The organism is Streptomyces sp. NPDC046261, assembly GCF_040646235.1.
Classification (GTDB): domain Bacteria; phylum Actinomycetota; class Actinomycetes; order Streptomycetales; family Streptomycetaceae; genus Streptomyces.
Map to the genome: position 1 here is coordinate 238,355 of NZ_JBEYZU010000004.1, position 26,179 is coordinate 264,533.

Annotated in this window: 26 protein-coding genes; 13 read left to right on the plus strand and 13 right to left on the minus strand. The window is 72.2% G+C overall.

The window, feature by feature from the left end:
• Window positions 1–9 precede the first annotated feature (9 nt).
• Entirely contained in the window at window positions 10–630 is a 621-nt protein-coding gene (locus ABZ956_RS10445; protein ID WP_071963529.1) for a heme-copper oxidase subunit III, read from the minus strand.
• 238 nt (window positions 631–868) lie between these two features.
• On the opposite strand from ABZ956_RS10445, the gene ABZ956_RS10450 reads away from it, so the two are divergent.
• Window positions 869–1,288 carry a hypothetical protein gene (locus ABZ956_RS10450; protein WP_361889968.1) on the plus strand — a complete coding sequence of 140 codons (420 nt, stop codon included), beginning with the start codon at window positions 869–871 and terminating at the stop codon, window positions 1,286–1,288.
• Window positions 1,289–1,291: 3 nt separating this feature from the next.
• On the opposite strand, the gene ABZ956_RS10455 is transcribed toward ABZ956_RS10450, so the two are convergent.
• The 4 genes from ABZ956_RS10455 to coxB form a co-directional block, all read right to left on the minus strand.
• Window positions 1,292–2,539, minus strand: coding sequence for an Ig-like domain-containing protein (locus ABZ956_RS10455; protein WP_361889969.1), 1,248 nt, complete (start codon window positions 2,537–2,539; stop codon window positions 1,292–1,294).
• A gap of 116 nt (window positions 2,540–2,655) precedes the next feature.
• A complete protein-coding gene (locus tag ABZ956_RS10460; RefSeq protein ID WP_361889972.1) occupies window positions 2,656–3,054 on the minus strand; it encodes a cytochrome c oxidase subunit 4 in 399 nt (132 codons plus the stop codon).
• Window positions 3,051–4,778: a cytochrome c oxidase subunit I gene (gene ctaD, locus ABZ956_RS10465; RefSeq protein ID WP_361889975.1), complete on the minus strand. Its 1,728-nt coding sequence runs from the start codon at window positions 4,776–4,778 to the stop codon at window positions 3,051–3,053. The genes ABZ956_RS10460 and ctaD overlap by 4 nt, the downstream gene beginning before the upstream one ends.
• A complete protein-coding gene (gene coxB / locus ABZ956_RS10470) occupies window positions 4,775–5,746 on the minus strand; it encodes a cytochrome c oxidase subunit II (RefSeq protein WP_361889977.1) in 972 nt (323 codons plus the stop codon). The genes ctaD and coxB overlap by 4 nt, the downstream gene beginning before the upstream one ends.
• A 347-nt stretch (window positions 5,747–6,093) precedes the next feature.
• On the opposite strand from coxB, the gene ABZ956_RS10475 reads away from it, so the two are divergent.
• On the plus strand, window positions 6,094–7,482 hold the full coding sequence (locus ABZ956_RS10475) for an aminotransferase class V-fold PLP-dependent enzyme (RefSeq protein ID WP_361889979.1): 1,389 nt from the start codon (window positions 6,094–6,096) through the stop codon (window positions 7,480–7,482).
• A 119-nt stretch (window positions 7,483–7,601) separates the two neighbouring features.
• Here ABZ956_RS10475 and ABZ956_RS10480 read toward each other — a convergent pair whose 3' ends face one another.
• Window positions 7,602–8,576 (minus strand): carbohydrate kinase family protein, encoded by a 975-nt coding sequence (locus ABZ956_RS10480; protein WP_361889980.1) that lies wholly within the window; start codon window positions 8,574–8,576, stop codon window positions 7,602–7,604.
• 166 nt (window positions 8,577–8,742) lie between these two features.
• Here ABZ956_RS10480 and ABZ956_RS10485 point away from each other — a divergent pair, with 166 nt between their 5' ends.
• Both ABZ956_RS10485 and ABZ956_RS10490 read left to right on the plus strand, forming a co-directional pair.
• Window positions 8,743–8,958: a hypothetical protein gene (locus tag ABZ956_RS10485; protein ID WP_361889982.1), complete on the plus strand. Its 216-nt coding sequence runs from the start codon at window positions 8,743–8,745 to the stop codon at window positions 8,956–8,958.
• Window positions 8,959–9,080: 122 nt separating this feature from the next.
• Entirely contained in the window at window positions 9,081–10,607 is a 1,527-nt protein-coding gene (locus ABZ956_RS10490) for a hypothetical protein (RefSeq protein ID WP_361889985.1), read from the plus strand.
• Between the two features lie 86 nt (window positions 10,608–10,693).
• Here the strand turns inward: ABZ956_RS10490 and erpA are convergent, their stop codons facing one another.
• Window positions 10,694–11,050: an iron-sulfur cluster insertion protein ErpA gene (gene erpA / locus ABZ956_RS10495; protein ID WP_071963520.1), complete on the minus strand. Its 357-nt coding sequence runs from the start codon at window positions 11,048–11,050 to the stop codon at window positions 10,694–10,696.
• A gap of 245 nt (window positions 11,051–11,295) precedes the next feature.
• On the opposite strand from erpA, the gene nadA reads away from it, so the two are divergent.
• Window positions 11,296–12,483: a quinolinate synthase NadA gene (gene nadA / locus ABZ956_RS10500; protein WP_361889988.1), complete on the plus strand. Its 1,188-nt coding sequence runs from the start codon at window positions 11,296–11,298 to the stop codon at window positions 12,481–12,483.
• Between the two features lie 85 nt (window positions 12,484–12,568).
• Here nadA and ABZ956_RS10505 read toward each other — a convergent pair whose 3' ends face one another.
• The 4 genes from ABZ956_RS10505 to ABZ956_RS10520 all read right to left on the minus strand — a co-directional run bounded on the left by ABZ956_RS10505 (window position 12,569) and on the right by ABZ956_RS10520 (window position 15,811).
• Window positions 12,569–13,255 carry a response regulator transcription factor gene (locus ABZ956_RS10505; protein ID WP_361889991.1) on the minus strand — a complete coding sequence of 229 codons (687 nt, stop codon included), beginning with the start codon at window positions 13,253–13,255 and terminating at the stop codon, window positions 12,569–12,571.
• Between the two features lie 9 nt (window positions 13,256–13,264).
• Window positions 13,265–14,563, minus strand: coding sequence for a histidine kinase (locus ABZ956_RS10510; protein WP_361889994.1), 1,299 nt, complete (start codon window positions 14,561–14,563; stop codon window positions 13,265–13,267).
• 119 nt (window positions 14,564–14,682) lie between these two features.
• Window positions 14,683–14,961, minus strand: coding sequence for a hypothetical protein (locus tag ABZ956_RS10515; protein WP_361889996.1), 279 nt, complete (start codon window positions 14,959–14,961; stop codon window positions 14,683–14,685).
• 49 nt (window positions 14,962–15,010) lie between these two features.
• Window positions 15,011–15,811: a PspA/IM30 family protein gene (locus tag ABZ956_RS10520; RefSeq protein ID WP_361889999.1), complete on the minus strand. Its 801-nt coding sequence runs from the start codon at window positions 15,809–15,811 to the stop codon at window positions 15,011–15,013.
• Window positions 15,812–16,091: 280 nt separating this feature from the next.
• Between ABZ956_RS10520 and ABZ956_RS10525 the strand changes: the two genes are divergently transcribed.
• Both ABZ956_RS10525 and ABZ956_RS10530 read left to right on the plus strand, forming a co-directional pair.
• Window positions 16,092–16,685: a DUF3043 domain-containing protein gene (locus ABZ956_RS10525; RefSeq protein WP_361890002.1), complete on the plus strand. Its 594-nt coding sequence runs from the start codon at window positions 16,092–16,094 to the stop codon at window positions 16,683–16,685.
• Window positions 16,686–16,789: 104 nt separating this feature from the next.
• The gene (locus tag ABZ956_RS10530; RefSeq protein WP_361890005.1) at window positions 16,790–17,500 is read left to right on the plus strand and encodes a methyltransferase domain-containing protein; all 711 of its coding nucleotides are present in this window, start codon (window positions 16,790–16,792) and stop codon (window positions 17,498–17,500) included.
• Between the two features lie 62 nt (window positions 17,501–17,562).
• Here ABZ956_RS10530 and ABZ956_RS10535 read toward each other — a convergent pair whose 3' ends face one another.
• Complete coding sequence (locus ABZ956_RS10535) at window positions 17,563–17,778, minus strand: hypothetical protein (protein ID WP_361890008.1); 216 nt, start codon at window positions 17,776–17,778, stop codon at window positions 17,563–17,565.
• Window positions 17,779–17,892: 114 nt separating this feature from the next.
• On the opposite strand from ABZ956_RS10535, the gene ABZ956_RS10540 reads away from it, so the two are divergent.
• From ABZ956_RS10540 to ABZ956_RS10555, 4 genes are all read left to right on the plus strand, one after another.
• On the plus strand, window positions 17,893–19,092 hold the full coding sequence (locus ABZ956_RS10540; RefSeq protein ID WP_361890011.1) for a bifunctional adenosylcobinamide kinase/adenosylcobinamide-phosphate guanylyltransferase: 1,200 nt from the start codon (window positions 17,893–17,895) through the stop codon (window positions 19,090–19,092).
• 81 nt (window positions 19,093–19,173) lie between these two features.
• Complete coding sequence (locus ABZ956_RS10545; RefSeq protein WP_361890014.1) at window positions 19,174–20,220, plus strand: nicotinate-nucleotide--dimethylbenzimidazole phosphoribosyltransferase; 1,047 nt, start codon at window positions 19,174–19,176, stop codon at window positions 20,218–20,220.
• A 79-nt stretch (window positions 20,221–20,299) separates the two neighbouring features.
• Complete coding sequence (locus ABZ956_RS10550; protein ID WP_361890016.1) at window positions 20,300–22,066, plus strand: phosphatidylglycerol lysyltransferase domain-containing protein; 1,767 nt, start codon at window positions 20,300–20,302, stop codon at window positions 22,064–22,066.
• Complete coding sequence (locus ABZ956_RS10555; RefSeq protein WP_361890019.1) at window positions 22,063–22,782, plus strand: hypothetical protein; 720 nt, start codon at window positions 22,063–22,065, stop codon at window positions 22,780–22,782. Before ABZ956_RS10550 ends, ABZ956_RS10555 begins: the two co-directional genes overlap by 4 nt.
• Here ABZ956_RS10555 and ABZ956_RS10560 read toward each other — a convergent pair.
• Window positions 22,749–23,486 (minus strand): hypothetical protein, encoded by a 738-nt coding sequence (locus tag ABZ956_RS10560; RefSeq protein WP_361890022.1) that lies wholly within the window; start codon window positions 23,484–23,486, stop codon window positions 22,749–22,751. The genes ABZ956_RS10555 and ABZ956_RS10560 overlap by 34 nt on opposite strands.
• 71 nt (window positions 23,487–23,557) lie before the next feature.
• Between ABZ956_RS10560 and ABZ956_RS10565 the strand changes: the two genes are divergently transcribed.
• A complete protein-coding gene (locus ABZ956_RS10565; protein WP_361890025.1) occupies window positions 23,558–24,355 on the plus strand; it encodes an adenosylcobinamide-GDP ribazoletransferase in 798 nt (265 codons plus the stop codon).
• A gap of 139 nt (window positions 24,356–24,494) precedes the next feature.
• Window positions 24,495–26,018, plus strand: a complete 1,524-nt coding sequence (locus tag ABZ956_RS10570; RefSeq protein WP_361890028.1) for a leucyl aminopeptidase — start codon at window positions 24,495–24,497, stop codon at window positions 26,016–26,018.
• The last annotated feature ends 161 nt before the right edge of the window (window positions 26,019–26,179 follow it).

Sequence of the window (26,179 nt, forward strand, 5' to 3'; positions counted from 1 at the left end):
CAGGACCGATTACTTGATCAAGTAGATCGTGGCGAAGAGCCCGATCCAGACCACGTCGACGAAGTGCCAGTAGTAGGACACGACGATGGCCGCTGTCGCCTGGTGGTGGGTGAACCTCTTGGCCGCGTACGTCCTGCCCAGGACCAGCAGGAAGGCGATGAGGCCGCCCGTCACGTGCAGGCCGTGGAAGCCGGTCGTCAGGTAGAACACCGAGCCGTACGGGTCGGAGGAGAGGGAGAGGCCCTCCTCCTTGACCAGATCGGTGTATTCGAAGACCTGGCCGCCGATGAAGATGGCACCCATCACGAACGTGACCACGAACCACATGCGCAGCTTCTTCACGTCGCCGCGCTCGGCGGCGAAGACGCCGAGCTGGCAGGTGAGGGAGGAGAGCACGAGGATCGTGGTGTTGGTGGCCGAGAACGGAAGGTTCAGCGCGGACGCCATTTCCTTCCAGTGCTCGGCTCCGGTCACCGATCGCAGGGTGAAGTACATCGCGAAGAGGGCCGCGAAGAACATCAGCTCGGAACTCAGCCAGATGATGGTTCCGACGCTGGTGAGGTTCGGTCGATTGACCGACGGGTGCGCGTGCCCGGTATCTGTTGCTGTTGCTGTCGCCACGACCGACATTATGTCGGTCGCTTATCTCGCGCTCACTCCGGGGGGTGCCGTTCGGTGTGTCAAGACGGTATGCCCAGCTCGTACGGCCCATTGCGCGGGTCCCCCAAAGGGGGGAAGGCCCGCTTCCGGGGCCTTGCGGGCCCTGTCGAACCCTCCTCCCGGACGGCCCCCGGGGAGTAGCATCCGCGCACAACCGCTCGACCCACAAGCTGTGCTGTCCATGAGTGTCCACAAGCCTGGAGGAACGATGCAGCCGACCGCCACGGTGCTGGTCTACAGCGACGACGCGAGCACCCGCGAGCAGGTGCGGCTGGCCGCCGGGCGGCGGCCGGCGGCGGACGTGCCGGCGGTGCGCTACCTGGAGTGCGCGACCCTGCCGGCGGTGCTGAGGACCCTGGCGGAGCACCACGTCGACGTGTGCGTGCTGGACGGCGAGACGGCTCCGGCGGGCGGCATGGGAGTGTGCCGGCAGCTGAAGGACGAGGTGTTCCGCTGCCCGCCGGTGCTGCTGCTGATCGGCCGTCCGCAGGACGCCTGGCTGGCCACGTGGAGCCGTGCGGACGCGGCCGTCACCCATCCGCTGGACCCGGTGGAGTTCGCGGCGGCGCTGGCCGCTCTGCTGCGCGAGGCCGGCCGGCCCCAGCCCGTGGGTTGCCAAGACTCCTGAGACCTACATCCGGGGACGCAGCCTTGCGGTGTCGGCGGGGCTCGTCCCCTCTCGTTTCCCGGCCGCCAGGGCGCTGCCCTCGCGCCACTGCTTCCACGGCATGTTCCAGTCCCCGAAGCCGTTGTCGAAGGGCGTCATGGTGGCGCCGGCGCTGCCCACGACCTTGACGATGTCCCCGACGCGCACCGTGTCGAAGAACCACTTGGCGTTCGCGGTGCTCATGCCGGTGCACCCGTGGCTGACGTTGTCCGCCCCCTGCGACCCCTCGGACCAGGGGGCGGCGTGCACATATTCACCGCTCCAAGTCACCCGGGTGGCCCAGTAGACCGGCAGGTCGTACGAGTCCGAACTGCCCTCCGCGATGCCGATGCTGGTCCCGCGCATGCGTACGAAGGATTCCTGGCCCAGGATCACCTTGACCCCGTTGCGGGTGGCGTAGCCGGGTTTGCCGGTGGTCACGGGGATGGAGCGGATCTCCTGCCCGTTCTTGCGGACGGACATGTAGTGCCCGGCGGCGTCGGTGATGGCCTCGACGCGGTCGCCGATGGTCAGGTGCACGGGCTTGGAGGGGCCGCCGTACAGGCCGCCGCCGACCTTGATGCCGTCGAGGGTGGCGGAGACGTCGATGGTGGCGTGGGCGGGCCAGTAGTCCGGCGGGCGGTAGTGCAGGGTGCGGTTGTCCACCCAGTGCCAGGCGCCCTCGACGGCGGGCCGGGAGCGGACGCGCAGGGTGCGTTCGACGACGGCGCGGGCCGCCGGGTCCTGGACGGGCTCGCTCAGCTCGGCGGTGATGGGCTGTCCGACGCCGTAGGTGCCGTTCTGCGGGCCGAAGGCGACCCGCAGCAGCCGGTCGGCCGGATTGGTGTCGAAACCGATCGTGCGGCGCCCCTGGGCGCCGTCCTCGTCCTCAGTGCTGACGCGCACGGTGTAGTGCGCGCCGGCCGCGAGCGGGCCGGTGCTGTGCCAGCGGGAACCGTCGGGGGCGAGTTCACCCTTGACGTACCGTCCGGCGGCGTCCGTGGCGGTGACGTCCGTGATCTTGTCGCCGCCGGTCGCGGTCACCTCCAGGGGCTTGCTCGGATCGGCCTTGCGGCCGGTGGCCGCGCCGGCGAGGTTCACCTGGTCCGTGGCGTCGTAGGGCGGGTCGGCCAGCGGGTTCGACGAGCCGCCGCACGCGGTCGCCCCCAGCGCCAGGGAGACCAGCACCAGGACGCCGAGCGGCACCGTGCGGCTACGAGCTGAGTGACTCATGGTCACACCGTAGGAAGATTCGCACCACATGGCCTGTGGAGTGCCGCAAACGGGTGCACGCACGTCGGGCCCCGCACACCGTGAGGTGTACGGGGCCCGAACGGGACGGCGGGGAACTACTGGTTCTGGTTCTCGCCGCGGTAGAACTCGAACACCCAGCCGAAGAGGCCGACCAGGATGACCGGGGCGGAGAAGTACATCAGCCACCAGCCGAAGCAGATGCTCATGAAGGCGAGCGCGCCACCGACGGCCAGGGACAGCGGCTGCCAGCTGTGCGGGGCGAAGAAGCCCAGCTCACCGGCGTCGTCGGCGACGTCCGCGTTCTTGTCGTCCTGGGCCCCGGCGTCCACCCGGCGCGCGGTGAACGCCAGGTAGTAGCCGACCATGACGCACAGGCCGAAGGCCATGAAGAGGGCGGTCGTACCGGCCGCCTCCTTCGACCACACGCCATAGACGATCGCCATGGCGAGGATGAAGACGGAGAGCCAGATGAACATCCGGCCTTGGATCTTCACTTGCCGGCCTCCTTGCCACCCGCGAGGGCCTTGTCAGCGGCGAGGTTCTCCTCGAGCTCCAGTGCCGCGATCTCCGGGTGGTGCAGGTCGAACGCCGGGGATTCGGAACGGATGCGCGGGAGCGTGAGGAAGTTGTGCCGCGGCGGCGGGCAGGAGGTCGCCCACTCCAGCGAACGGCCGTAGCCCCACGGGTCGTCGACCTCGACCTTCTTGCCGTACTTGGCGGTCTTCCACACGTTGTACATGAACGGCAGCATCGACAGACCGAGCAGGAACGAGCTGATCGTCGAGATGGTGTTCAGCGTGGTGAAACCGTCGGCGGCGAGGTAGTCCGCGTAACGACGCGGCATGCCCTCGGCACCCAGCCAGTGCTGCACCAGGAACGTGCCGTGGAAGCCCACGAACAGCGTCCAGAAGGTGATCTTGCCCAGGCGCTCGTCCAGCATCTTGCCCGTGAACTTCGGCCACCAGAAGTGGAAGCCGGAGAACATCGCGAAGACCACGGTGCCGAAGATGACGTAGTGGAAGTGCGCGACGACGAAGTACGAGTCGGAGACGTGGAAGTCCATCGGGGGCGAGGCCAGGATGACGCCGGTCAGACCACCGAAGGTGAAGGTGATCAGGAAGCCGACGGCCCAGAGCATCGGGGTCTCGAAGGACAGCGAGCCCTTCCACATGGTGCCGATCCAGTTGAAGAACTTCACACCGGTCGGGACCGCGATGAGGAAGGTCATGAAGGAGAAGAACGGCAACAGCACGCCACCGGTGACGTACATGTGGTGCGCCCACACCGTCACGGAAAGACCGGCGATGGAAATCGTCGCGGCGATCAGGCCCCAGTAACCGAACATCGGCTTCCGGGAGAACACCGGAATGACCTCGGAAATGATGCCGAAGAACGGCAGCGCGATGATGTACACCTCGGGGTGGCCGAAGAACCAGAAGAGGTGCTGCCAGAGCAGTGAACCGCCATTTGCCGCGTTGAAGATCTGGGCGCCGAATTTACGGTCCGCCTCCAGGGCGAACAGCGCGGCGGCCAGCACCGGGAAGGCCAGCAGGACCAGGACACCGGTCAGCAGGACGTTCCAGGTGAAGATCGGCATGCGGAACATCGTCATGCCCGGGGCGCGCATGCAGATGATCGTGGTGATGAAGTTGACCGAACCGAGGATCGTGCCGAAGCCGGAGAAGGCCAGACCCATGATCCACATGTCGGCGCCGACGCCCGGCGAGCGGACCGCGTCCGACAGCGGGGAGTAGGCGAACCAGCCGAAGTCGGCCGCACCCTGCGGGGTGAGGAAGCCGGCCACCGCGATCAGCGAGCCGAAGAGGTACAGCCAGTAGGCGAACATGTTCAGCCGCGGGAACGCCACGTCGGGCGCGCCGATCTGCAGCGGCATGATCCAGTTCGCGAATCCGGCGAACAGCGGCGTCGCGAACATCAGCAGCATGATCGTGCCGTGCATCGTGAACGCCTGGTTGAACTGCTCGTTCGACATGATCTGCGTGCCGGGACGGGCCAGCTCGGCGCGCATGAGGAGCGCCATCAGGCCGCCGATGCAGAAGAACGCGAACGACGTGACCAGGTACAGCGTGCCGATCGTCTTGTGGTCAGTGGTGGTGAGCCACTTGATCACCTGATTGCCGGGCTGCTTCTGGCGTACGGGTGGTGCTGCCGTGGCTGTTGCGGCGGCGGCACCCTGGGGTTCGTTGAGGATGCTCACTTGTTCTTGGTCTCCGCGTTCTTCGCGTGATCCGTCTGCGCGATACCCGCCGGCTGGTAACCGGTCTGGCCCTTGGCCGCGAGCTCCTTCAGGTGCGCCTTGTACCGCTCAGGAGAGACGACCTTGACGTTGAAGAGCATCCGGGAGTGGTCCTGGCCGCAGAGCTCGGCGCACTTGCCCAGGAAGGTGCCCTCCTTGTTCGGGGTCACCGTGAAGCTGTTGGTGTGGCCCGGGATGACGTCCTGCTTCATCAGGAACGGAACCACCCAGAAGGAGTGGATGACGTCCCGCGAGGTGAGGACGAACTGCACCGTCTCACCCTTGGGCAGCCACAGGGTGGGGCCCGGGTTGTTGGTCTGCGGGTTCCGGTCGCCCGGGATGCCGACCTCGTAGACGCCCTCGGCGCCCTGCGGTGCCTTCTTCAGGAACCGGTCGGGGATCGCGTCGAGCTCCTTGTTCTCGCGGAGCGGCTTGGCCGGCGTGGCGGCGTTGCCGTCGACGTTCTCCATGTAGTTGAACGCCCAGCTCCACTGGAAGCCCACCACGTTGATGACGTGCTGCGGCTTCTCCGGGTTGGCCAGAAGCTTGTTCTCGTCGCGCGCGGTGAAGTAGAAGAGCACCGACACGATGATGATCGGGACCACGGTGTACAGCGCCTCGATGGGCATGTTGTACCGGGTCTGCGTGGGAATCTCCACCTTCGACCTGCTGCGCCGGTGGAAGATGACGCTCCAGATGATCAGGCCCCACACCAGGACACCGACCGCGAGAGCGGCGGCCCAGGAGCCCTGCCAGAGGGAGAGGATCCGCGGCGCCTCTTCCGTGACGGGCGTTGGCATGCCGAGGCGGGGGAAGTCCTTCGATGTGCAACCGGTGGCGGTCGCCAGGACAGCGCCCGCGGCCAGCGCCTGCAGCAGCTTCCGCCGCACCGGGCGCCGCGACGAGCGGTCGGAGCCGTTGGGACTCACGTAGCGCCTTCCCGAGAGTCTCGCCCGTGCGGCCGGCTGCGGCCGTCTCGCTGGTCGGTCGCCGGCCCGCTGCGGGCAGGGGTTTGGATGTTTATGCGGACCAAACCCTACTGGACGCTATTTGGGGTCGCGCGGGGAGGGTGCCCAACGCGCCGGTCCGGTCCCCGAAGGGGTGGAATCTCGGGATCCGGGGGCCGTCTGGAGGACCGTCAGGTGCGCGTGCGAGCAGGTCGCGGGGGGTGCGCCCGGCCATGCGGAGGAAGCCGGCCGGCGGGGTGCGCGGTGGCCGGCCGCGCCGCGTACGGCGGCCCTGCCGCTCGCACGCGCGGGGGCGTTAGCGTTCGTATGTGCCCTACTTCGACGCGGCCTCCGCCGCCCCCCTGCACCCGGTCGCCCGCCAGGCGCTGCTGGCCGCCCTCGACGAGGGCTGGGCCGACCCCGCCCGGCTCTACCGCGAGGGCCGCCGGGCCCGGCTGCTGCTGGACGCCGCCCGCGAGGCCGCGGCGGAGGCGGTGGACTGCCGGCCCGACGAGCTCGTCTTCACCCCTTCGGGGACCCGGGCCCTGCACGACGGCATCGCCGGCGCCCTGGCGGGGCGCCGCCGGGTGGGCCGCCATTTGGTGGTCTCCGCCGTGGAGCACTCCGCCGTCCTGCACTCCGCCGAGGCCCTGCAGGCCGCGGGCGGCAGCGTCACCGAGGTCCCCGTGGACCGCACCGGCCGGGTCGGGCCGGGCGCGTTCGCCGCGGCGCTGCGCCCCGACACGGCCCTGGCGGCCCTGCAGTCCGCCAACCACGAGGTCGGCACGGAACAGCCGGTCGCCGAGGTGGCCGGGGCCTGCCGGGAGGCGGGCGTACCGCTGCTGGTGGACGCCGCGCAGTCACTGGGCTGGGGGCCGGTACCCGGGGGCTGGTCGCTGCTGACCGCGAGCGCCCACAAGTGGGGCGGCCCGTCCGGGGTGGGCCTGCTGGCCGTGCGCAAGGGTGTGCGGTTCGCCGCCCAGGGCCCCTCCGACGAGCGGGAGTCGGGACGCGCCCCGGGCTTCCCCGCCCTGCCCGCGATCGTCGCGGCCGCGGCCTCCCTGCGGGCCGTGCGCCAGGAGGCGGCGGCCGAGGGCGCCCGGCTGCGCGCCCTGGTGGAGCGGGTGCGTTCCCGGGTGCCGGAGCTCGTGCCGGACGTGGAGGTGGTCGGCGACCCGGTACGGCGCCTGCCGCACCTGGTGACCTTCTCCTGTCTGTACGTGGACGGCGAGACGCTGCTGCACGCGCTGGACCGCGCGGGCTTCTCCGTCTCCTCGGGCTCCTCGTGCACCTCCAGCACGCTGAAGCCCAGTCATGTGCTGCGGGCGATGGGGGTGCTGTCGGAGGGAAACGTCCGGGTCTCGCTGCCGTGGGGGACGACGGAAGCGGACGTGGAGCGCTTCCTGGAGGTGCTGCCCGCGACGGTGCGCGCGGTGCGGGAGCAGCTGGGCGCGCCCACGGGTGCGGCTCCCGCCGCGGCCGGTACGGCACCCGAGGAGCTGATCGTCGACTCGCTGGGCAAGCGGTGCCCGATCCCGGTGATCGAGCTGGCGAAGGTCATCGGGGATGTGCCGGTGGGCGGCCTGGTGACCGTGCTGTCCGACGACGAGGCGGCGCGGCTCGACATTCCGGCGTGGTGCGAGATGCGGGGGCAGGAGTACGTCGGGGAGCGCCCGGCGGAGCGCGGTACGGCGTACCGCGTACGCCGCCTGTCCTGACCGCCGCTACCGCGGCGGGATGCGCCCACCCACCCGTCCGTTTACCGCCAACGTCATGACGTTCCGGGCGGGTGGGTGGGCGAAAAGGGGGTGTGGGGGCGGAGCCCCCACGGGGAGGGTCAGGCCAGGTGGGCCTGGACCTCGGCGGCGGCCTCGTGGCCGTACGCCTTGGTGAAGCGCTCCATGAAGTGACCGCGCCGCAGCTCGTACTCCTGGGTGCCCAGCGTCTCGATGACCAGCGTCGCGAGCATGCAGCCGACCTGCGCCGACCGCTCCAGCGACAGCTCCCAGGTCAGGCCCGCGAGGAAGCCCGCGCGGAAGGCGTCGCCCACGCCGGTCGGGTCGACCTTGGCCTCTTCCTGGGCGCAGCCGACCTCGATCGCCTCCTCACCGGCGCGCTCGATGCGCACGCCCTGGGCGCCCAGGGTGGTGACGCGGGTGCCGACCTTGGCGAGGATCTCCTCACCCGTCCAGCCCGTCTTGGACTCGATGAGCGCCTTCTCGTACTCGTTGGTGAACAGGTACGTGGCGCCGTCGATCAGGACGCGGATGTCGTCGCCGTCCATGCGGGCCAGCTGCTGGGAGGGGTCGGCCGCGAAGGGGATGCCCCGGGTGCGGCACTCCTCGGTGTGGCGGATCATCGCCTCGGGGTCGTCCGCGCCGATCAGCACCAGGTCGAGGCCGCCGACCCGCTCGGCCACGGGCTGGAGCTCGATCTGGCGGGCCTCGCTCATCGCGCCGGTGTAGAAGGACGCGATCTGGTTGTGGTCGGTGTCGGTGGTGCACACGAAGCGCGCGGTGTGCAGCACCTCGGAGATGTGCACGGAGGCGGTGTCGACGCCGTGCCGGTCGAGCCAGGCGCGGTAGTCGGCGAAGTCCTGGCCCGCGGCACCGACCAGGACCGGGCGCAGCCCCAGCAGGCCCATGCCGAAGCAGATGTTGGGGCCCACGCCACCACGGCGGACGTCCAGCTCGTCGACGAGGAAGGAGAGGGAGACCGTGTGCAGCTGGTCCGCCACGAGCTGATCGGCGAAGCGGCCGGGGAAGGTCATCAGGTGGTCGGTGGCGATGGAGCCGGTGACAGCGATACGCACGACGGGTCTGCTCCCTGGGGGGCGAGGTGACAAGGAGGTCAACAAGAACCACACCACGCTACCGGGTCCGGCGGTCCTGCCCGCGTCCGGATCCCCATGATTGGTAGGTAAATCTACCTAATAGTAGGTCTTACCTCGCGCGCTCCCCGGTGCGTACGGTGCGGGTATGCCGAAGACTGTGAAGGACGTCACTTCCACCACGGACCCGGAATCCCTGGACGAGCTGCGCCAGGACTGCGCCCGGATGGCACCGCACTGGACCGGCCGCACCCCTGGTGAGCCCCGCCGGGGCGCGAGGACGCCGCTGTCGCTCATCCACGGCGTCGTCGTCCCCGCCGGATCGGCACGGCTGCTGGACGGGATGTCGGAGTACGGCGACTGACGGTCCCGAAGGCGCACCGGAAGAGACAGTGGAACCGCTCGCTCCTGCGCTCCGTCCAAGCGGCGTCCCCTTCAGGGGGGATGCGGCAGTACACACATTGAGCGGAGCGAAGGAGCGATGCGGTGAGCAGCGAGGGCAGCACTGCGGGCGGCGGCGCCGACAAGCGGCGGCGGAGGCATTCGCCGCTGGCGGTGGCATCGGTGGCGGCGGCCGTGCTGCTGGCCGGGGGCGGCGGCGCGTACTGGGCGTCCACGGCGTCCGACGGCGACGGCGGCGGCCCCGTGGGCGCGCCCGGCGACGGCGGCTCCCCCGCGCCGCTCGAGCTGGACGGCTACGGGCGCTCGGCCGGCCCCGCCGGCTCCTCCCAGGGCATCGCGGTGGGCGAGCCCGATCCGCGCGGCACGCGCTACCGGGCCGAGGGCAAGCTGCCCGCGGGCCCGCGGACGGCGGCCGTCCATCTGCCGGAGCGCGAGGTCTCGCGCGAGCGGGTGGCCGCCCTGGCCAAGGCCCTGGACGTCCAGGGCTCGCCCCGGCTGGCCCAGGGCACGTGGACGGTGGGCGGCGGCCCGGACGCGGCGGGGCCCACCCTGCAGGTGAGCGAGCGGGGGCCGGGCAACTGGTCGTACTCCCGCTACGGCGTGCCCGGCGGTACGCACTGTGTGCCGAAGGGCCCGGGGACCGAGCCCGGCCCGAAGGGCGAGCCGGGGCCGAAGTGCCCCACCTTCCGTGACGGCTCCCCGGCCCCCGACCCGGCCGCGGCGCGGCCGGTGCCGGAGGAGAAGGCCAGGAGCGTGGCGGCTCCCGTGTTCAAGGCACTCGGCCAGGACGACGCGAAGGCCGACGCGCGCAAGGTGTCCGGCGCCCTGCGGGTGGTCACCGTCGATCCCGTGGTGGACTCGCTGCCGACCTACGGCTGGCGGACCAGCCTGCAGATCGGGTCGGACGCCCAGGTGGTCGGCGGCAGCGGGCAGCTCGACGTGCCGAAGAAGGGCGCGACCTACCCCCTGATCACCGCGGAGCGGGCGCTCGAGGAGCTGAACAAGGGCGCCGGCACGGGCCGGGTGAGCGTCGGCGGCTGCGCGACGGCGGTCCCGTTCAAGGACGACGGGGGCACGCCCTGCCCCGGCAAGCCGGAGGGGCCGGAGCCGGTGGCGGTGACCGGCGCCGTGCTGGGGCTGTCGGCGCAGTCGGTGTCCGGGCGGCAGGCGCTGGTGCCGTCGTGGCTGTTCACGGCCCGGATGCCGGGCGAGAAGGACGGCACGGTCACCGTCGCCCAGCCGGCGATCGACCCGAGGTTCATCGCCAAGCCGTCCTCGCCCCCGGCGGGCGACGGGCCGGGCGGGAAGCCGACGGCCACCCCGCCGTCCTCGGGGCCGGTGCAGGTGGAGTCCTACACCGTGAGCGGGGACGGCAGGAAGCTCGTCCTGCACTTCTGGGGCGGGGTGTGCAGCGACTACGCCGCGTCGGCGGAGCAGTCCTCGTCGGCGGTGACGGTCAAGGTCACCGGGACCGAGAAGCAGCCGGGCCGGTACTGCGTGATGATGATCAAGCGCTTCGACACGGAGGTCACGCTGGACGAGCCGCTGGGCGAGCGCAGGGTCGTGGACCTGGCGAGCGGGAACACCGTCCGCGAGCGGCAGGAGAAGTAACCCGGAGCACGCAAAAGGGCGGCATCCCCGGCCGGGGTGCCGCCCTTTTCGCAGGTCCGTACGGCACGGCGTACGACGTACAGCCTTTAGCTGAACGAGTCGCCGCAGGCGCAGGAGCCGGTGGCGTTGGGGTTGTCGATCGTGAAGCCCTGCTTCTCGATGGTGTCGACGAAGTCGATGGAGGCGCCGCCCAGGTACGGGGCGCTCATGCGGTCGGTGACGACCTTGACACCGTCGAAGTCCTTGACGACGTCGCCGTCGAGCGAGCGCTCGTCGAAGAAGAGCTGGTAGCGCAGGCCGGAGCAGCCACCGGGCTGGACGGCCACACGCAGGGCGAGGTCCTCGCGGCCCTCCTGCTCCAGCAGGCTCTTGACCTTGGCGGCGGCGGCGTCGGACAGGAGGATGCCGTCGCTCACCGTGGTCTTCTCGTCCTGAACGGACATCTGCTTCACTCCCGGGTTTGGTGCGGACTGCTTGCCTTCGCCAGCAACCCACGGCGTCCCGGATTCATTCCGGGCCTGGCCTATGTCTTCCGTCTTTCATGCTCGCACACCGCCCGCCCGCGCGGGAATGTGTCACATCGACGCGATGGCCATCGTCAAACTGACGTGAACCGGTTATGATAGATAGCGTCAAATTGACGACAAGGCTCGTACCGGCCGTCCGCAGAACAGAAAGGGTGCGTGTCGTGACCACCGCCCAGCCCTTGGATTTCCAGGCTCCTTCTCCTTCGCCCCTTGCTCTCCTGCTGCTCGGCCGTGAGTCCGACCCCCGGAGCGAGCGCGGCGTGGAGTGCCCCGGCGATCTGCCGGCGCCGTCCGACCCGGACCTGGTGGAGCGCGCCCGGGCGGCCAAGGCGAAGCTCGGGGACAAGGTCTTCGTGCTCGGCCACCACTACCAGCGCGACGAGGTCATCGAGTTCGCGGACGTCACCGGCGACTCCTTCAAGCTGGCGCGTGACGCGGCCGCCCGGCCGGACGCCGAGTACATCGTCTTCTGCGGTGTGCACTTCATGGCCGAGTCCGCGGACATCCTGACCACGGCCGACCAGCAGGTCGTCCTGCCGGACCTGGCCGCGGGCTGCTCGATGGCCGACATGGCCACCGCCGAGCAGGTCGCCGAGTGCTGGGACGTGCTGACCGAGGCCGGCGTGGCCGAGGTGACCGTCCCGGTCTCGTACATGAACTCCTCCGCCGACATCAAGGCCTTCACCGGCAAGCACGGCGGCACGATCTGCACCTCCTCCAACGCCGAACGGGCCCTGAACTGGGCCTTCGAGCAGGGCGAGAAGGTCCTCTTCCTCCCCGACCAGCACCTGGGCCGCAACACCGCCGTCCGCGACATGGGGATGTCCCTGGACGACTGCGTCCTGTACAACCCCCACAAGCCGAACGGCGGGCTGACCGCCCAGGAGCTGCGCGACGCCAAGATGATCCTGTGGCGCGGGCACTGCTCGGTGCACGGCCGCTTCTCGCTCGACTCGGTCAACGACGTGCGCGAGCGCATCCCGGGCGTCAACGTCCTGGTGCACCCCGAGTGCCGACACGAGGTCGTGGCCGCCGCCGACTACGTCGGCTCGACGGAGTACATCATCAAGACCCTCGAGGCCGCCCCGGCCGGGTCCAAGTGGGCCATCGGCACGGAGCTGAACCTGGTGCGCCGCCTGGCAAACCGTTTCGCCGGTGAGGGCAAGGAGATCGTCTTCCTCGACAAGACGGTCTGCTTCTGCTCGACCATGAACCGCATCGACCTGCCGCACCTGGTCTGGGCGCTGGAGTCCCTCGCGGACGGCAAGCTCGTCAACCGCATCGAGGTCGACCCGGAGGTGGCGAGCTTCTCGAAGCTCGCCCTGGAGCGGATGCTGGCGCTTCCGTAGCCCGCCTCTTCCGGCACCCGGCCCGTCCGGTGCCCCGGACCCCGGTCCGGGGCGGAGCACGGACCGGGTGCCGGTCCGTCCGTGTCTACTCGCTCCCCCGCGGCCGTACGAGCCCCGACTCGTACGCCATCACCACCAGCTGCGCCCGGTCCCGCGCCCCCAGCTTGGCCATCGCCCGGTTCACATGCGTCTTGACCGTCAGCGGGCTGACCGTCAGCCGCTCGCCTATCTCGTCGTTCGACAGCCCGCCCGCCACCTGCACCAGCACCTCGCGTTCCCGGCCGGTGAGCGCGTCCAGCCGGGCGGCGGGCCGCGCCGGGCGGTCGGCGGACTCCCCCTGCGCCAGGAACTTCGCGATCAGCCCCTTCGTCGCGGCGGGCGACAGCAGCGCCTCCCCCGCCGCCGCGATGCGGATCGCCGCCAGCAGCTCCTCCGGCTCCGCGCCCTTGCCCAGGAAGCCGGAGGCGCCCGCGCGCAGCGACTGCACCACGTACTCGTCGACCTCGAACGTCGTCAGCATCACCACCCGCACCGCCGCCAGCGCGGGGTCCGAGCAGATCGCGCGCGTCGCGGCGAGGCCGTCGGTGCCCGGCATCCGGATGTCCATCAGCACCACGTCGGGCACGTGGTGCCGGGCCAGCTCGACCGCCTGGGCGCCGTCCGCGGCCTCCGCCACCACCCTCATCCCCGGCTCCGAGTCCACCAGCACCCTGAAGGCGCTGCGTAACAGGGCCTGGTCGTCGGCCAGGAGAACGGTGATCGGCTCAGTCATGGGCCCAGCCTAGAGTCGCCTGCCGCGTGGACCCGCACCGCCGGCAGGGACCCGCAGCGGCAGCACCGCGCGCACCCGGAAGCCGGCCGCGCCCTCCCCGCGCGGGCCCGCCTCGCAGGTGCCGCCGAGGGCGACGGCCCGCTCGCGCATCCCGATCAGCCCATGACCGCCCGCCCCCGTCCCGGCCGCGGCCGGGGTGCCGCCGCCGTCGTCCAGGACGGTCAGGTCCAGGCTGTCGGGGCCACGCAGCAGGGCCACCTCGGCCCGGGCACCGGGGCCCGCGTGCTTGTGCACGTTGGTCAGCGCCTCCTGAAGCACGCGGTACGCCGTCAGGTCCACGGCCCCCGGCAGCGGTCCGACGACGGCGGCGGCCTCCGCGGCGCCCGCGCCGGTGCCGGGGCCGCCGGGCAGGGTGGAGGCGGCGCTGACGTCGACGCGCAGCCCCACCCGGGCGAAGCCGTCGACGAGCTGGTCGAGGACGCCGAGGCCGGGCGCCGGCTCGGTGGGGGCCTCGGGGTCGCCGTACTGGCGCAGCAGCCCCACGGTGGCGCGCAGTTCCTCCAGCGCCGAGCGGCTCGCCTGGCGGACGTGGGCGAGGGCCTGCTTGGCCTGCTCGGGGCGGCTGTCCATGATGTGCGAGGCCACCCCCGCCTGGACGTTGACCAGCGCGATGTGGTGGGCGACGACGTCGTGCAGCTCGCGGGCGATGCGCAGCCGTTCCTCGGCGACGCGGCGCCGGGCCTCCTCCTCGCGGGTGCGCTCGGCGCGCACGGCCCGTTCCTCGATCGCGGCGACGAAGGCGCGGCGGCTGCGGACGGCGTCCCCGGCGGCGCCGGCCATGCCGGTCCAGGCGAAGAGGCCGAGGTTCTCCTGGGCGTACCAGGGCGGTGGTCCGAAGAACATGACGGCGGCGGTGAGGACGGCGACGGTCACGGCGACGATGCGCCAGGCGGTGGGGCGCTCGGTGCGGGAGGCGACGGTGTAGAGGGCCACCGCGACGCTGGTGGCGATCTGGGTGCGCGCCGGGCCCCCGTCGCCGGCGATGACGGTGCCGGCGAACGTCAGGGCGCAGGTCAGGCCGAGGACCGCGCGCGGCCGGCTGCGGCGGGCCACCAGGCAGGCGCACGCGGCCACCGCGAGTAAGAGGAAGCCGGGGCCGGGCGGCTCGCGGTCGGTGTGCGGGCCCACGTAGGAACCGGTCAGGACGAGGCCGAGGACAAGGACGGCCAGCAGGGTGTCGGCGGCGAACGGGTGGGCGTGCAGCCAGCGGTGCGGGCGGGCGAGGCCCGTGGCGGCGAGGGAGGTCATCGCGGTCCGATCGGGGGGCGGGCCGGTCGTGGAGCGGCGACGCCCCCGGCCCGGGAGGGGGACGGGGGCGTGTGCCGAGTGTGCCGGGGCCGGGTGCGGCCGTACAGCGGAAGAGGGGGTCAGCCCGGGATGAGGCCGTCGTCGCTGAGCATCGCGCGCACGTCGTCCAGGGAGGCGTCGGGCGCGGGCAGGATCAGCTCGGAGGGTTCCAGTGCGTCGTCGGGCAGCGGGGTGCCGAAGCGGCGCACGGCGTCCAGGAGGGAGCCCAGCGTCCGCCGGAAGCCTTCCTCGTCACCGCTCTCCACCTCGGCGAGCAGCTCGTCGTCCAGCTTGTTGAGCTCGGCGAAGTGGCTGTCGGCCACCTTCACCTGGCCCTCCCCCATGATCCGTACGATCATGACGGTCTCCCTCGTCTCAGGGCGAGTCGGTGCCTACGGGCCGATTCTGTCAGCTCTTGTCGAAGCGCGGCTGCTCCTGGGACTGCTGCGCGGGCCTGGCCTGCCCGGCGGGGCCGCCCTCGATGGCCTGCTGCTGACCGCTGGTGCCGCCCGCCAGCTCGGCCTTCATCCGCTGCAGCTCCAGCTCCACGTCGGAGCCGCTGGAGAGGCGGTCCAGCTCGGCGGTGATGTCGTCCTTGGCGGTGCCGGTGGGGTCGTCGAGCGCGCCCGAGGCGAGCAGCTCGTCGATCGCGCCGGCGCGGGCCTGCAGTTGCGCCGTCTTGTCCTCGGCGCGCTGGATGGCCATGCCGACGTCGCCCATCTCCTCGGAGATGCCGGAGAAGGCCTCGCCGATCCGGGTCTGGGCCTGGGCGGCGGTGTAGGTCGCCTTGATGGTCTCCTTCTTCGTGCGGAAGGCGTCCACCTTGGCCTGCAGGCGCTGGGAGGCGAGCGTGAGCTTCTCCTCCTCGCCCTGGAGGGTCTGGTGCTGCGTCTCCAGGTCGCTGACCTGCTGCTGGAGCGCGGCACGGCGGGTCAGCGCCTCGCGCGCCAGGTCCTCCCGGCCCAGCGCGAGCGCCTTGCGGCCCTGCTCCTCCAGCTTGGTCGACTGGGTCTGCAGCTGGTTGAGCTGGAGCTCCAGGCGCTTGCGGGACGTCGCGACGTCGGCGACGCCGCGCCGTACCTTCTGCAGCAGCTCCAGCTGCTTCTGGTACGAGTAATCGAGGGTCTCGCGCGGATCCTCGGCCCGGTCCAGGGCCTTGTTGGCCTTCGCGCGGAAGATCATCCCCATCCGCTTCATGACACCGCTCATGGGCCTCGCGCGCCCCCTTCTGACCGACAAGATCGGGCTTAGGCTCTCAGCACATCTACAGAACCCACAGTACGGGGCCTGCTTCCATTACCGCACTGTTCGGGCCGCGATGCGCTCCTCCTCCAGGACGATCACAAGGTCGCCCTCCTCCGGCCCAAGGAGTAGATGCGCCGTCGGGGACGGTGGGGGACGCCGGCGCTCCGCGCGCGGCGCGGGCCGTTGCCGGATCGTTCCCGGGAGGGCTGGGGCAGCGGGCCGCGACCCCGTACCCTTGGGTTTCGTGTTCCGAAGCCGTTCGAAAGCGCAGGCCGCACCCACCGAGGTGACCGCGGACCAGCCCAAGCAGCCCCGTGACCCGCAGGCCCCCAAGGGCCGCCCCACCCCCAAGCGCAGCGAGGCCGCCTCGCAGCGCCGCTCCCTGGCGCAGACGCCCACCAGCCGCAAGGAGGCCGCCAAGCGTCAGCGCGAGGCGCGCCGCGTCGACCTGGCCAGGCAGCGCGAGGCCCTCGCCAACGGGGACGAGCGGTATCTGCCGGCCCGTGACAAGGGTCCGGTGCGTTCCTTCGCCCGCGACTTCGTCGACGCCCGGTACTCCGTGGCGGAGTTCTTCCTGCCGCTGGCCGTGCTGATCCTCATCCTGAGCATGATCAACAAGGGCCGGTTCCAGTCGTACGTCCTCCTGGCGTGGCTGGTCGTGATCCTTCTGATCGTCGTCAACTCCGTCATCACGGCCATCACCCTCAAGCGTGCCCTCAAGCAGCGCTTCCCGGACGAGAACGTCCGCGGCGCGGTGCCGTACGCCCTGATGCGCACGCTGCAGATGCGCCGGCTGCGGCTGCCCAAGCCGAAGGTCAAGCGCGGGGAGAAGCCCTGAGCGCCTTCGCCTCGGGCAGCGCCTTCGCGTCGGGCTTCGGTGGTGGCGCGGAGGGGTGGCTGAGCGGGCTCGGGGGGCTGCGGAACATCGTCCGTCAGGAGCTGGTGGCCCGCCAGATCGACGAGCAGATAGCCGCCCGGTTCCCCGTCGGGCGGCGGCTGCGCGTGCTCGACGTGGGCCCCGGCCAGGGCACCCAGGCGCTGCGCCTGGCCCGGGCCGGCCATGAGGTCACCGGCCTGGAGTGCGACCCGCGGATGGTGGCGGCCCTGCGCGAGGCGCTGGCCGCCGAGCCCGAGGGCATCCAGGAGCGGGTGCGGATCGTCGAGGGCGACGGCCGGGACACCGGGGCGCACTTCCTGCCGGGCGCCTTCGACATCGTGCTCTGCCACGGCGTGCTGATGTACGTGCCGGAGCCCGACCCCATGCTCGCGGGCCTGGCCCGGGTGCTGGCGCCCGGCGGCCTGCTGTCGCTGGTCGTGCGGAACGCGGACGCGCTGGCGATGCGGCCGGGGCTGACCGGCGACTGGAACACCGCCCTCGCGGCCTTCGACTCCCCCGCCTACACCAACCGCATCGGCCTCGAGGTCCGCGCGGACCGGCTGGAGACCCTGACGGCGACGCTGTCCGGGATCGGGGCGCCGCTGCACAGCTGGTACGGCGTGCGGGTCTTCACCGACCTCGCCGGCGACGAGGAGCGGGTGCCCACCGGGGAGGAGCTGCGGCTGCTGCTGGCCGCCGAGGACCGGGCGGGGCGCACCGACCCCTACCGCGCGGTGGCGGCCCTGCTGCACCTGTGCGGAGTACGGGGCGGATAAGAGGAAGCGAAAGCCGTCGGCCGGGGACCTCGAAGGTCCCCGGCCGACGGCTTTCGCGCCTCTCAGCCCTCCGCGGCGGCGTGCAGGCTCATCGGCCCCTCGTAGATCTCGGTGCCGTCCTCGAAGAGCCGCACCTGGTCCACTCCGCCCTCCAGCAGGGCCCGCCACTCCTCACCGATCCAGGACTCCGCGTCTCCCTGCGTGGTGAACTCCTCCGGCTCCACCGCCGGAGGCGTCTCCGTCCCGTCGGCCTTCTCGAACCGCCACGTCCACACCATGTCCGCCTCCTGGGGGCTGAAGTGAGTGTCCGTGTCGCAGCCTAACGGCCCGTTACACACGAGAAAGGGTGAGCCCCGCGCGCCTGCCGTGCGGGGACGCGAGACGATCAGTGGGTGGAACTGACTCTCCTCGGCACCGGAGCCCCCCAGGGACTGCCGCGTCCCGGCTGTCCCTGCGCCGCCTGTGCCGGCGCCGTCGGCGACGAGGCCCGGGCCGCGACCGCCGTGCTCGTCGACGACGCCCTGCTGCTGGACCTCACCCCCGGCCCGGCGTTCGCCGCAGCCCGGGCGGGGCGCTCGATCGCGGGGGTGCGCCAGGTGCTGCTCTCGCACCCGCACGACGGGCCCGCCGTCGAGTTCCCGGCCGGGCTGCCCGCGCCGGTGCGGGTGCCCGACGGGCGCGAGCTGTCGGTGATCAGCGGCCACAAAGTGCGGGCGATGGCCCTGGACGCGCCGGGCACGGGGTACGAGGTGACGTCCCCCGACGGGGAACGGCTGCTGTACCTGCCGCCGGGCTCGGCGCCGGCCGGGCTGTCCGGCCCGCCGGGCCCGTACGAGATGGTGCTGCTCGACGTCCTGGGCCGGCCGGACGCGCTGGCCCGGCTGCGGGAGTCGGGGGCCGCGGGGCCGACGACGGACGTCATCGCCGTCCACCTGGACCACGACGTCCCGCCGGGCCCGGAGCTGCGCCGGCGGCTCGCGGCGGCGGGCGCGCGCACGGTGCCCGACGGCACGACACTGACGGTCGGCGACTACCACGAGGTGCCGGACGTGCCCCGGCGCACGCTCGTGGTGGGCGGGGCCCGCTCGGGCAAGTCGGTGGAGGCGGAGCGGCGGCTGGAGTCCTTCCCCGAGGTGCTCTACGTCGCCACGAGCGGGACGCGCGAGGGCGACCAGGACTGGGCGGACCGCATCGTGCGGCACCGCGAGCGCCGGCCGGGCTCGTGGCGCACTGTCGAGACGTGCGACCTGGTGCCGCTGCTGGAGAAGGAGGGCCCGCCGCTGCTGATCGACTGCCTGGCGCTGTGGCTGACCGACGCGATGGACTCCGTCGGGGCGTGGGACGACCAGGTGTGGGCCGACAGCGGCGCGGCCGCCCTCGCCGGGCGGATGGCGGAGCTGGTGGCCGCGGTACGGGCCACGCCGCGCACGGTCGTGGTGGTCAGCAACGAGGTCGGCTCGGGCGTCGTCCCCGCGACCGCCTCGGGCCGCCGCTTCCGCGACGAGCTGGGCCGCCTGAACGCGGCGGTGGGTGACGAGTGCGAGCACGTGGTGCTGGTGGTGGCGGGTCAGGCGCTGGTGCTGCGCGGCTGACGCCGGGGCGCCGCCGCGGGCTCAGTCCTCGAATGGTCCTCGGACGCGGGACGGGACGGGTTTCTGGGTAGTGTGTCGCGGATGAGCGGTCTGAATCTTGATGACTTCGCCTCGCTGATCGAGCGCCCCGACTCCGGCGTACGGCGGGACGCCGAGGAACGGCGGGAGCGGCTCGGCCCGCGCCCCGGCGCGCTGGGCCGGCTCGACGAGCTGGGCGAGTGGCTGGCGGCCGCGCAGGGGGCCGTGCCGGTGAAGCCGATAGAGCGGCCCAAGGCGCTGCTCTTCGCGGGCGACCACGGCATCGCGTCCCTGGAGGTGTCCGGCGGTCCGAAGGGCGGGGCGCTGGAGCTCGTACGCGCCGCCCTCGACGGGCGCAGCGCGGGCGCGATCCTGGCCCGCCGGTTCGGCGCGGAGCTGCGCGTGGTGGACATGGCGGTGGACTGCGACGCCGGCGAGCTGCCCCAGGACGTCACCCGGCACCGGGTACGGCGGGGCTCGGGCCGCATCGACATCGAGGACGCGCTGAGCGCCGAGGAGGCGGAGCGGGCCTTCCGCGCCGGGATGGCCGTCGCCGACGAGGAGGCCGACTCCGGCACGGACCTGGTCGTCCTGGGCGATCTGAGCGTCGGCGGCACCACGGCGGCGGGCACCCTGATCGGCGCCCTGTGCGGCACGGACGCGTCCGTGGTCACCGGCCGGGGCGGCTTCGGCATCGACGACCTGGCCTGGATGCGCAAGTGCGCGGCGATCCGCGACGCGCTGCGCCGGGCCCGCCCGGTCCTCGGCGACCAGCTGGAGCTGCTGGCCGCGGCCGGCGGCGCGGACCTGGCCGCGATGACCGGTTTCCTGCTGCAGAGCGCGGTGCGCCGCACGCCGGTGATCCTCGACGGCGTCGTCTCCGCCGCGTGCGCGCTGGTCGCCCAGCGGGTGGCGTTCCGGGCGCCCGACTGGTGGCTGGCCGGGCAGGCGAGCGGGGATCCCGCCCAGGCGAAGGCGCTCGACCGGATGGCGCTCAACCCTCTCCTCGACCACGGCGTCACTGTGGGCGAGGGGACAGGGTCACTGCTCGCCCTGCCTTTGGTGCAGGCGGCCGCGGCCCTGGCGGCGGAGCTCCCCGAACGCTCCTGACCACGTCGGCCGGCAGGCCCGTCGCCGGTCGCGAGCGCCCGGACTCCCGCCGCACATGGGCCCCATATGATCAATTTTCATGGGAGAAGTCCGCTTGACTCCGGATGAGGGCGCCCGCGGTGGTACCTGGCAGCGGCGGTCCGCGTCGTTCGCGGTGTGGTACCTGCGTGCCGTTACGTTCGTCAATCTGCTCGGCGCGGTCTGGGTGTCCCTCGGGTCGGACATCCGCCGGCACAACGTCGAGGAGTACTTCACCCCGTACCTGCTGACGGCCGGCTTCGCGCCGGCGGTGGTGTCGCTGTTCATGGCGATCACGCTGCGCCGGCGCAAGCGGGCCGCCTGGATCCTGAACCTGGTGCTGGCCGGGCTGCTCCTGCTGCTGCTGGTGTTCGTGATGTTCTTCCCGGAGTTCCGGCGGCACGCCCTGAACTGGTTCTCCCTGGTGATCACCGCCCTGTTCGTGCTGGCGCTGCTGGTGGGCCGCCGGGAGTTCTACGCCAAGGGCGACCGCTCCAACCCCAAGCTCGCCACGGCCGTCGCCGCCGGCGGCCTGCTGGTCACCTCGCTGATCGCCGCCGGGCTGGTCACGGTCACCAACCAGGCCACCGACGAGCAGCGCTCCACCTTCCTGGACCGCTGGCACTACGGCGTCATGCGGCTGATCTCGATCGCCGCCGACGACACCCGCTACGCCGGCATCGCCCCGCCCGGCTGGGTCGACGTCGTCATCAACGTGATGAGCACGGCCCTACTGATCCTGGTGGCGTACGCCGCCTTCCGCTCCCGCCGCGCCACCGACCCCCTCACCGCCGGCGACGAGGCGAAGCTGCGCGAGCTGCTGGAGAAGTGGGGCGACCGCGACTCGCTGGGCTACTTCGCCCTGCGCCGCGAGAAGAGCGTCATCTGGTCCCCCTCCGGCAAGGCCGCCGTCACCTACCGCGTCATCGGCGGCGTCTCCCTGGCCTCCGGCGACCCCATCGGCGACCCCGAGGCATGGCCCGGCGCCATCGAGCCCTGGCTGGCCGAGGCCCGCGAGCACGGCTGGGTGCCCGCCGTGATGGGCGCCGGCGAGGAGGCCGGCACGATCTACGCGCGGCACGGCATGGACGCCCTGGAGCTCGGCGACGAAGCGATCGTGGACACCGCCGAGTTCACCCTCGAGGGCCGGGCCATGCGCACCGTGCGCCAGGCCTACAACCGGGTCAAGCGCGCCGGGTACACCGTCCGCATCCGGCGGCACGAGGACATCCCCGAGGGGGAGATGGCCGAGCTGCTGCGCCGGGCCGACGACTGGCGCGACGGCGCGACCGAGCGCGGCTTCTCCATGGCGCTGGGCCGTCTCGGCGACCCGGACGACGGCCGCTGCGTGATGCTGGAGTGCCATGACGGCGAGGGCGAGCTGCGGGCGCTGCTGAGCTTCGTCCCCTGGGGGCCCAAGGGCCTGTCGCTGGACCTGATGCGCCGTGACCGGGACTCCGAGAACGGCCTGATGGAGTTCATGGTCATCGAACTGCTCCAGCAGGCCCGGCCGCTCGGCATCACCCAGGTGTCGCTGAACTTCGCCATGTTCCGGTCCGTCTTCGAGCGCGGCTCACGCCTGGGCGCGGGCCCGGTGCTGCGGATGTGGCGCTCGCTGCTGAGCTTCTTCTCCCGCTGGTGGCAGATCGAATCGCTGTACCGGGCAAATGCGAAATACCGCCCCATCTGGGAACCTCGTTTCATGCTCTTCGAAAAGAGCGGTGACCTGCTGCGGATCGGTATCGCCAGCGCCCGGGCCGAGGGCTTCCTGGAGGCCCCCGGCCTGCCCAAGTGGCTCAACCGCAAGCACTTGGAGAGCCGGCGATGAACCGCGCGGCGCTCCTCCGCGCCGCGCGCACCGAGTGGGGTCCGCTTTATACGGCCGTGTGGGGGACGCTGCGCCGCAGACACGCGTGGGCCATCCCCATGACGCTCCTCGCCGTCGCCCTCACCGCCGTCTTCCAGCTCGTCCAGAACCAGCCCTGGGGCTTCGAGCCCGTCCAGCGGCTCGGCTCCGTCCAGGCCCGGCTGCCCTGGTGGCTGGCGCTGCTGCGGACCCCGCTGTCCCTGTTCGTCCCCGCCCTGGACCTGCCCGTATGGGGGGCGCTGGCCCAGATCCTGATCGTCTTCGGCCTGGCCGAGGCCGCCCTGGGCAGGTGGCGCACCCTGGCCGTCGCCTACGTCGCCACCCTCGCCGGGACGATGTACGCGCGGCTGGCCGTCGCGCTGGGGCCGGACTCCGTCCTGGGGCTGCCGCCGGAGGCCGCGAAGGTCATCGACACCGGCCCGTCGGCGGCGGTCGTGGGCCTGGCGGTGTACGTCTCCTGGCGCTACCGCGCCTGGTTCACCTGCGCCCTGGTGGTGCTGGCCATGGTGGCCGAGGTCCTGGTCAAGCCCAACCTGGCCGGCAAGGAGCACATCGCCGCCGTGGTGGCCATGCTGGTGGTGTGCGGCGTGGACGAGCTGCGCAGGCGGCGCAAGCCCCGCCGCGACGCCCACCGCGAGCGCGATCAGCGGTCCGGGGCGCCCGCCAACAGATCGTGAATCCTGTTGCGCACCGCCTCCCAGCGCGCGTCGTGCCGGTAGGCACGCACCCGCGCCCGGCGGCGGGCCCGCGGCCGGTGCCGGTAGAAGCGCCGCGCCCACGGGGAGCCGGGCCGGGCCAGCCGCACCGCGCCCACGATCGCCACGAACGGCACCACCGCGCCGATCAGGGCGATCCGCGGCTTGCCCTTGGCCAGGGCGAAGAGCGCGATCAGGAAGTTGAGCAAGGTGTTGGTCACCACGATGGTGCGGTTCTGCAGCTCGTCCGGCGTCAGCTCGTTCACCCCGAACGGGGCGAAGCCGAGGAGGACCAGGCCCACGAGAGCCGCCGTCAGCACCACCATCTCGACGCTCTTGCGGCCCTGCTCCGTCCAGTACACGTCGTCCAGATGCAGGACGAGCGCGAACTCGTCCAGCACCAGCCCCGCGCCCATGCCGAACAGCACGGCCGCCACCGCCGCCCCGAGGCCGTGCCGCCCCTCGGCCACCGAGCCGAAGCCGCCGACCACCGTCAGCACCACGCCGGGCACCACGTGGTGGACGTGCAGCCCGCCGGGCTTGATGTTGCCGAACGGGCCCTTGCCCGCCCGGATCAGACGGGTGATGACCCGGGTGACCAGGAACGTCAGCACGAACGCGGTCAGCGCCAGCAGCAGCGGCAGCTTGCCCGGCTCGACGATGTTGCGTGTCAGCCAGTGACCCATGAGACTCCCGCTCCCGCTCCGTGCTTACCGGCAAAAGTACTGCCCGCGGGCGGCGGGATACCCTGCCCGCGATGACCGACACGACACCCGTCCGGCCCACCGGGGGCGACGCCCTGCGCTTCGCCTTCGGCACCCTCACCGTGCTGCCGGTGCCGCTCACCCGCTGGGACCGGCAGGCCGCGCGCGGCGGCATGCTCGCGGCGCCACTGGCCGGGCTCGTCGTCGGCGGCTGCGCGGCCGCCGCCGGGCTGCTGTTCCTGCTGCTCGGCTCGGGCCCGCTGCTGGCGGCCGTGGCCTCCGTCGCGGTGCCCGCGGCGCTCACCCGAGGGCTGCACCTGGACGGGCTCGCCGACGTCGCCGACGGCCTGGGCAGCGGCAAGCCCGCCGAGGACGCGCTGCGCGTCATGAAGCAGTCGGACATCGGCCCCTTCGGCGTCATCGCCCTGCTGCTGACCCTGCTCGGCCAGGTCGCCGCCCTCACCCAGGCGTACGCGGCCGACCGGTGGCACGGCGCCGGCGCCGCGGTCGTGGCGGCCCTGGCCGCGCGCTGCGCCCTGACCCTCGCCTGCCGCCCCGGCGTCCCACCCGCCCGCCCCGACGGACTGGGGGCGGCCGTCGCCGGCACCGTCCCGCTGCCGGCCGCCCTGGCCGTGGTGGCGCTGACGGCCGGTGCGGCCGTCGGCATGGGCGCGCTCGCCGGCCCGCAGGAGGCGCTGCGCTGCGGGCTCGCCGTCCTGCTGGCGCTGGCCGGCAGCGAGCTGATGCTGCGTCACTGCCGACGCCGCCTCGGCGGCGTGACCGGCGATGTGTTCGGCGCCCTGGCGGAGACCGCCACGACGGTCGCGCTGCTCGCCTCGACCCTGGGCTGAGCGGTCCCGCGGGGCTACGCTCTCACGTGCCCAAAGGCCCGATCCCGGGCGGCGAAAGCGCGGCGCATACGATCGCAGGGTGCGGCCGGCCCCTCACCCATCGGCCGAAAAATCAACGGAAGTAGGGACACCCACCACCGTGACTGCTCTGACTCTCAGCACTTCCAGCGCGGCGACGCTGCGCGCGGACGCCATTGTCGTCGGTGTGGCGAAGGGCCCGAAGGGTCCCGTCGTCGCGCCCGGCGCCGAAGCCGTGGACAAGGCGTTCGACGGCAAGCTGGCCACCGTCCTGGAGACCCTCGGCGCCGGTGGCGGCGAGGGCGAGGTGACCAAGCTGCCCGTCCTGTCCGGCCTCAAGGCCCCGGTCGTGCTGGCGGTCGGCCTCGGCGACCTGCCCGCCGAGGGCGACGGCTTCGACGAGGAGACCCTGCGCCGCGCCGCCGGCAGCGCCGCCCGCGCGCTGGCCGGCACGAAGAAGGCCGCGTTCGCCCTGCCCGTCGAGGACGCCGAGTCGGTCGCCGCCATCGGTGAGGGCGCGCTGCTGGGTGCCTACTCCTACGCCACCTACCGCAACAAGGGCGTCGCGAAGAAGGACGACAAGAGCGCGCCGCTGGCCGAGGCCGCGATCCTGGGCGCCAAGCCCCGCGACAAGGCGTTCAAGGCCGCCGCCGAGCGCGCCGCCGCCGTGGCCGCCGAGGTCAACCGCGCCCGCGACCTGGTCAACATCCCCTCCAACGACCTCAACCCCAAGACGTTCGCCGCCGAGGTCCAGACCGCGGCCAAGGAGTTCGGTCTCAAGGTCGAGGTGCTGGACGAGAAGGCGCTGCTCAAGGGCGGCTACGGCGGTCTGATGGGCGTGGGCCAGGGCTCCGCCACCCCGCCGCGCCTGGTGCGGCTGGCCTACACCCACCCCAAGGCGGCCAAGACCCTCGCCCTGGTCGGCAAGGGCATCACCTACGACTCGGGCGGCATCTCCCTCAAGCCCGCCGGCCACAACGAGACCATGAAGTGCGACATGGCCGGCGCCGCCGCCGTCTTCGCCGCGGTCGTGGCGGTGGCCCGCCTGGGCCTCGAGGTCAACGTCACGGGCTGGCTGGCCCTCGCGGAGAACATGCCCTCCGGCAACGCCACCCGTCCGGGCGACGTGCTGAAGATGTACAGCGGCAAGACGGTCGAGGTGCTCAACACCGACGCCGAGGGCCGCCTGGTCCTGGCCGACGCCCTGACCCGCGCCTCGGAGGAGAACCCGGACGCGATCATCGACGTCGCCACCCTCACGGGTGCCATGGTCCTCGCGCTCGGCAACCGCACCTTCGGTGTGATGGCGAACGACGACGCGTTCCGCACCGCGCTGTACGAGATCGCCGGGGAGGTCGGCGAGCAGGCGTGGCCGATGCCGCTCCCGGCGGAGCTGCGCAAGTCCATGGACACCCCCGTGGCCGACCTCGCCAACATGGGTGAGCGCATGGGTGGCGGTCTGGTGGCCGGTCTCTTCCTGCAGGAGTTCGTGGGCGAGGGCATCACCTGGGCGCACCTGGACATCGCGGGCCCGGCCTTCCACGAGAGCGCCCCGTACGGCTACACCCCCAAGGGCGGCACCGGCTCCTCGGTGCGCACCCTGGTGCGGCTGGCCGAGCGCACGGCCGACGGCGACCTCGGCTGACCCCTCGCGGCGGATCATGGCCGACCGGCCCCGGGCGTCCGCCCGGGGCCGCGGGCGTCTTCCCGCCACCCGTACGGCGTGTTCGCTACGGACGAAACCCGCACGAATTAGCACGTTCGTACGCGCCGGTAACCCCGAGAAGGTGACGCATCAGTCGCCTC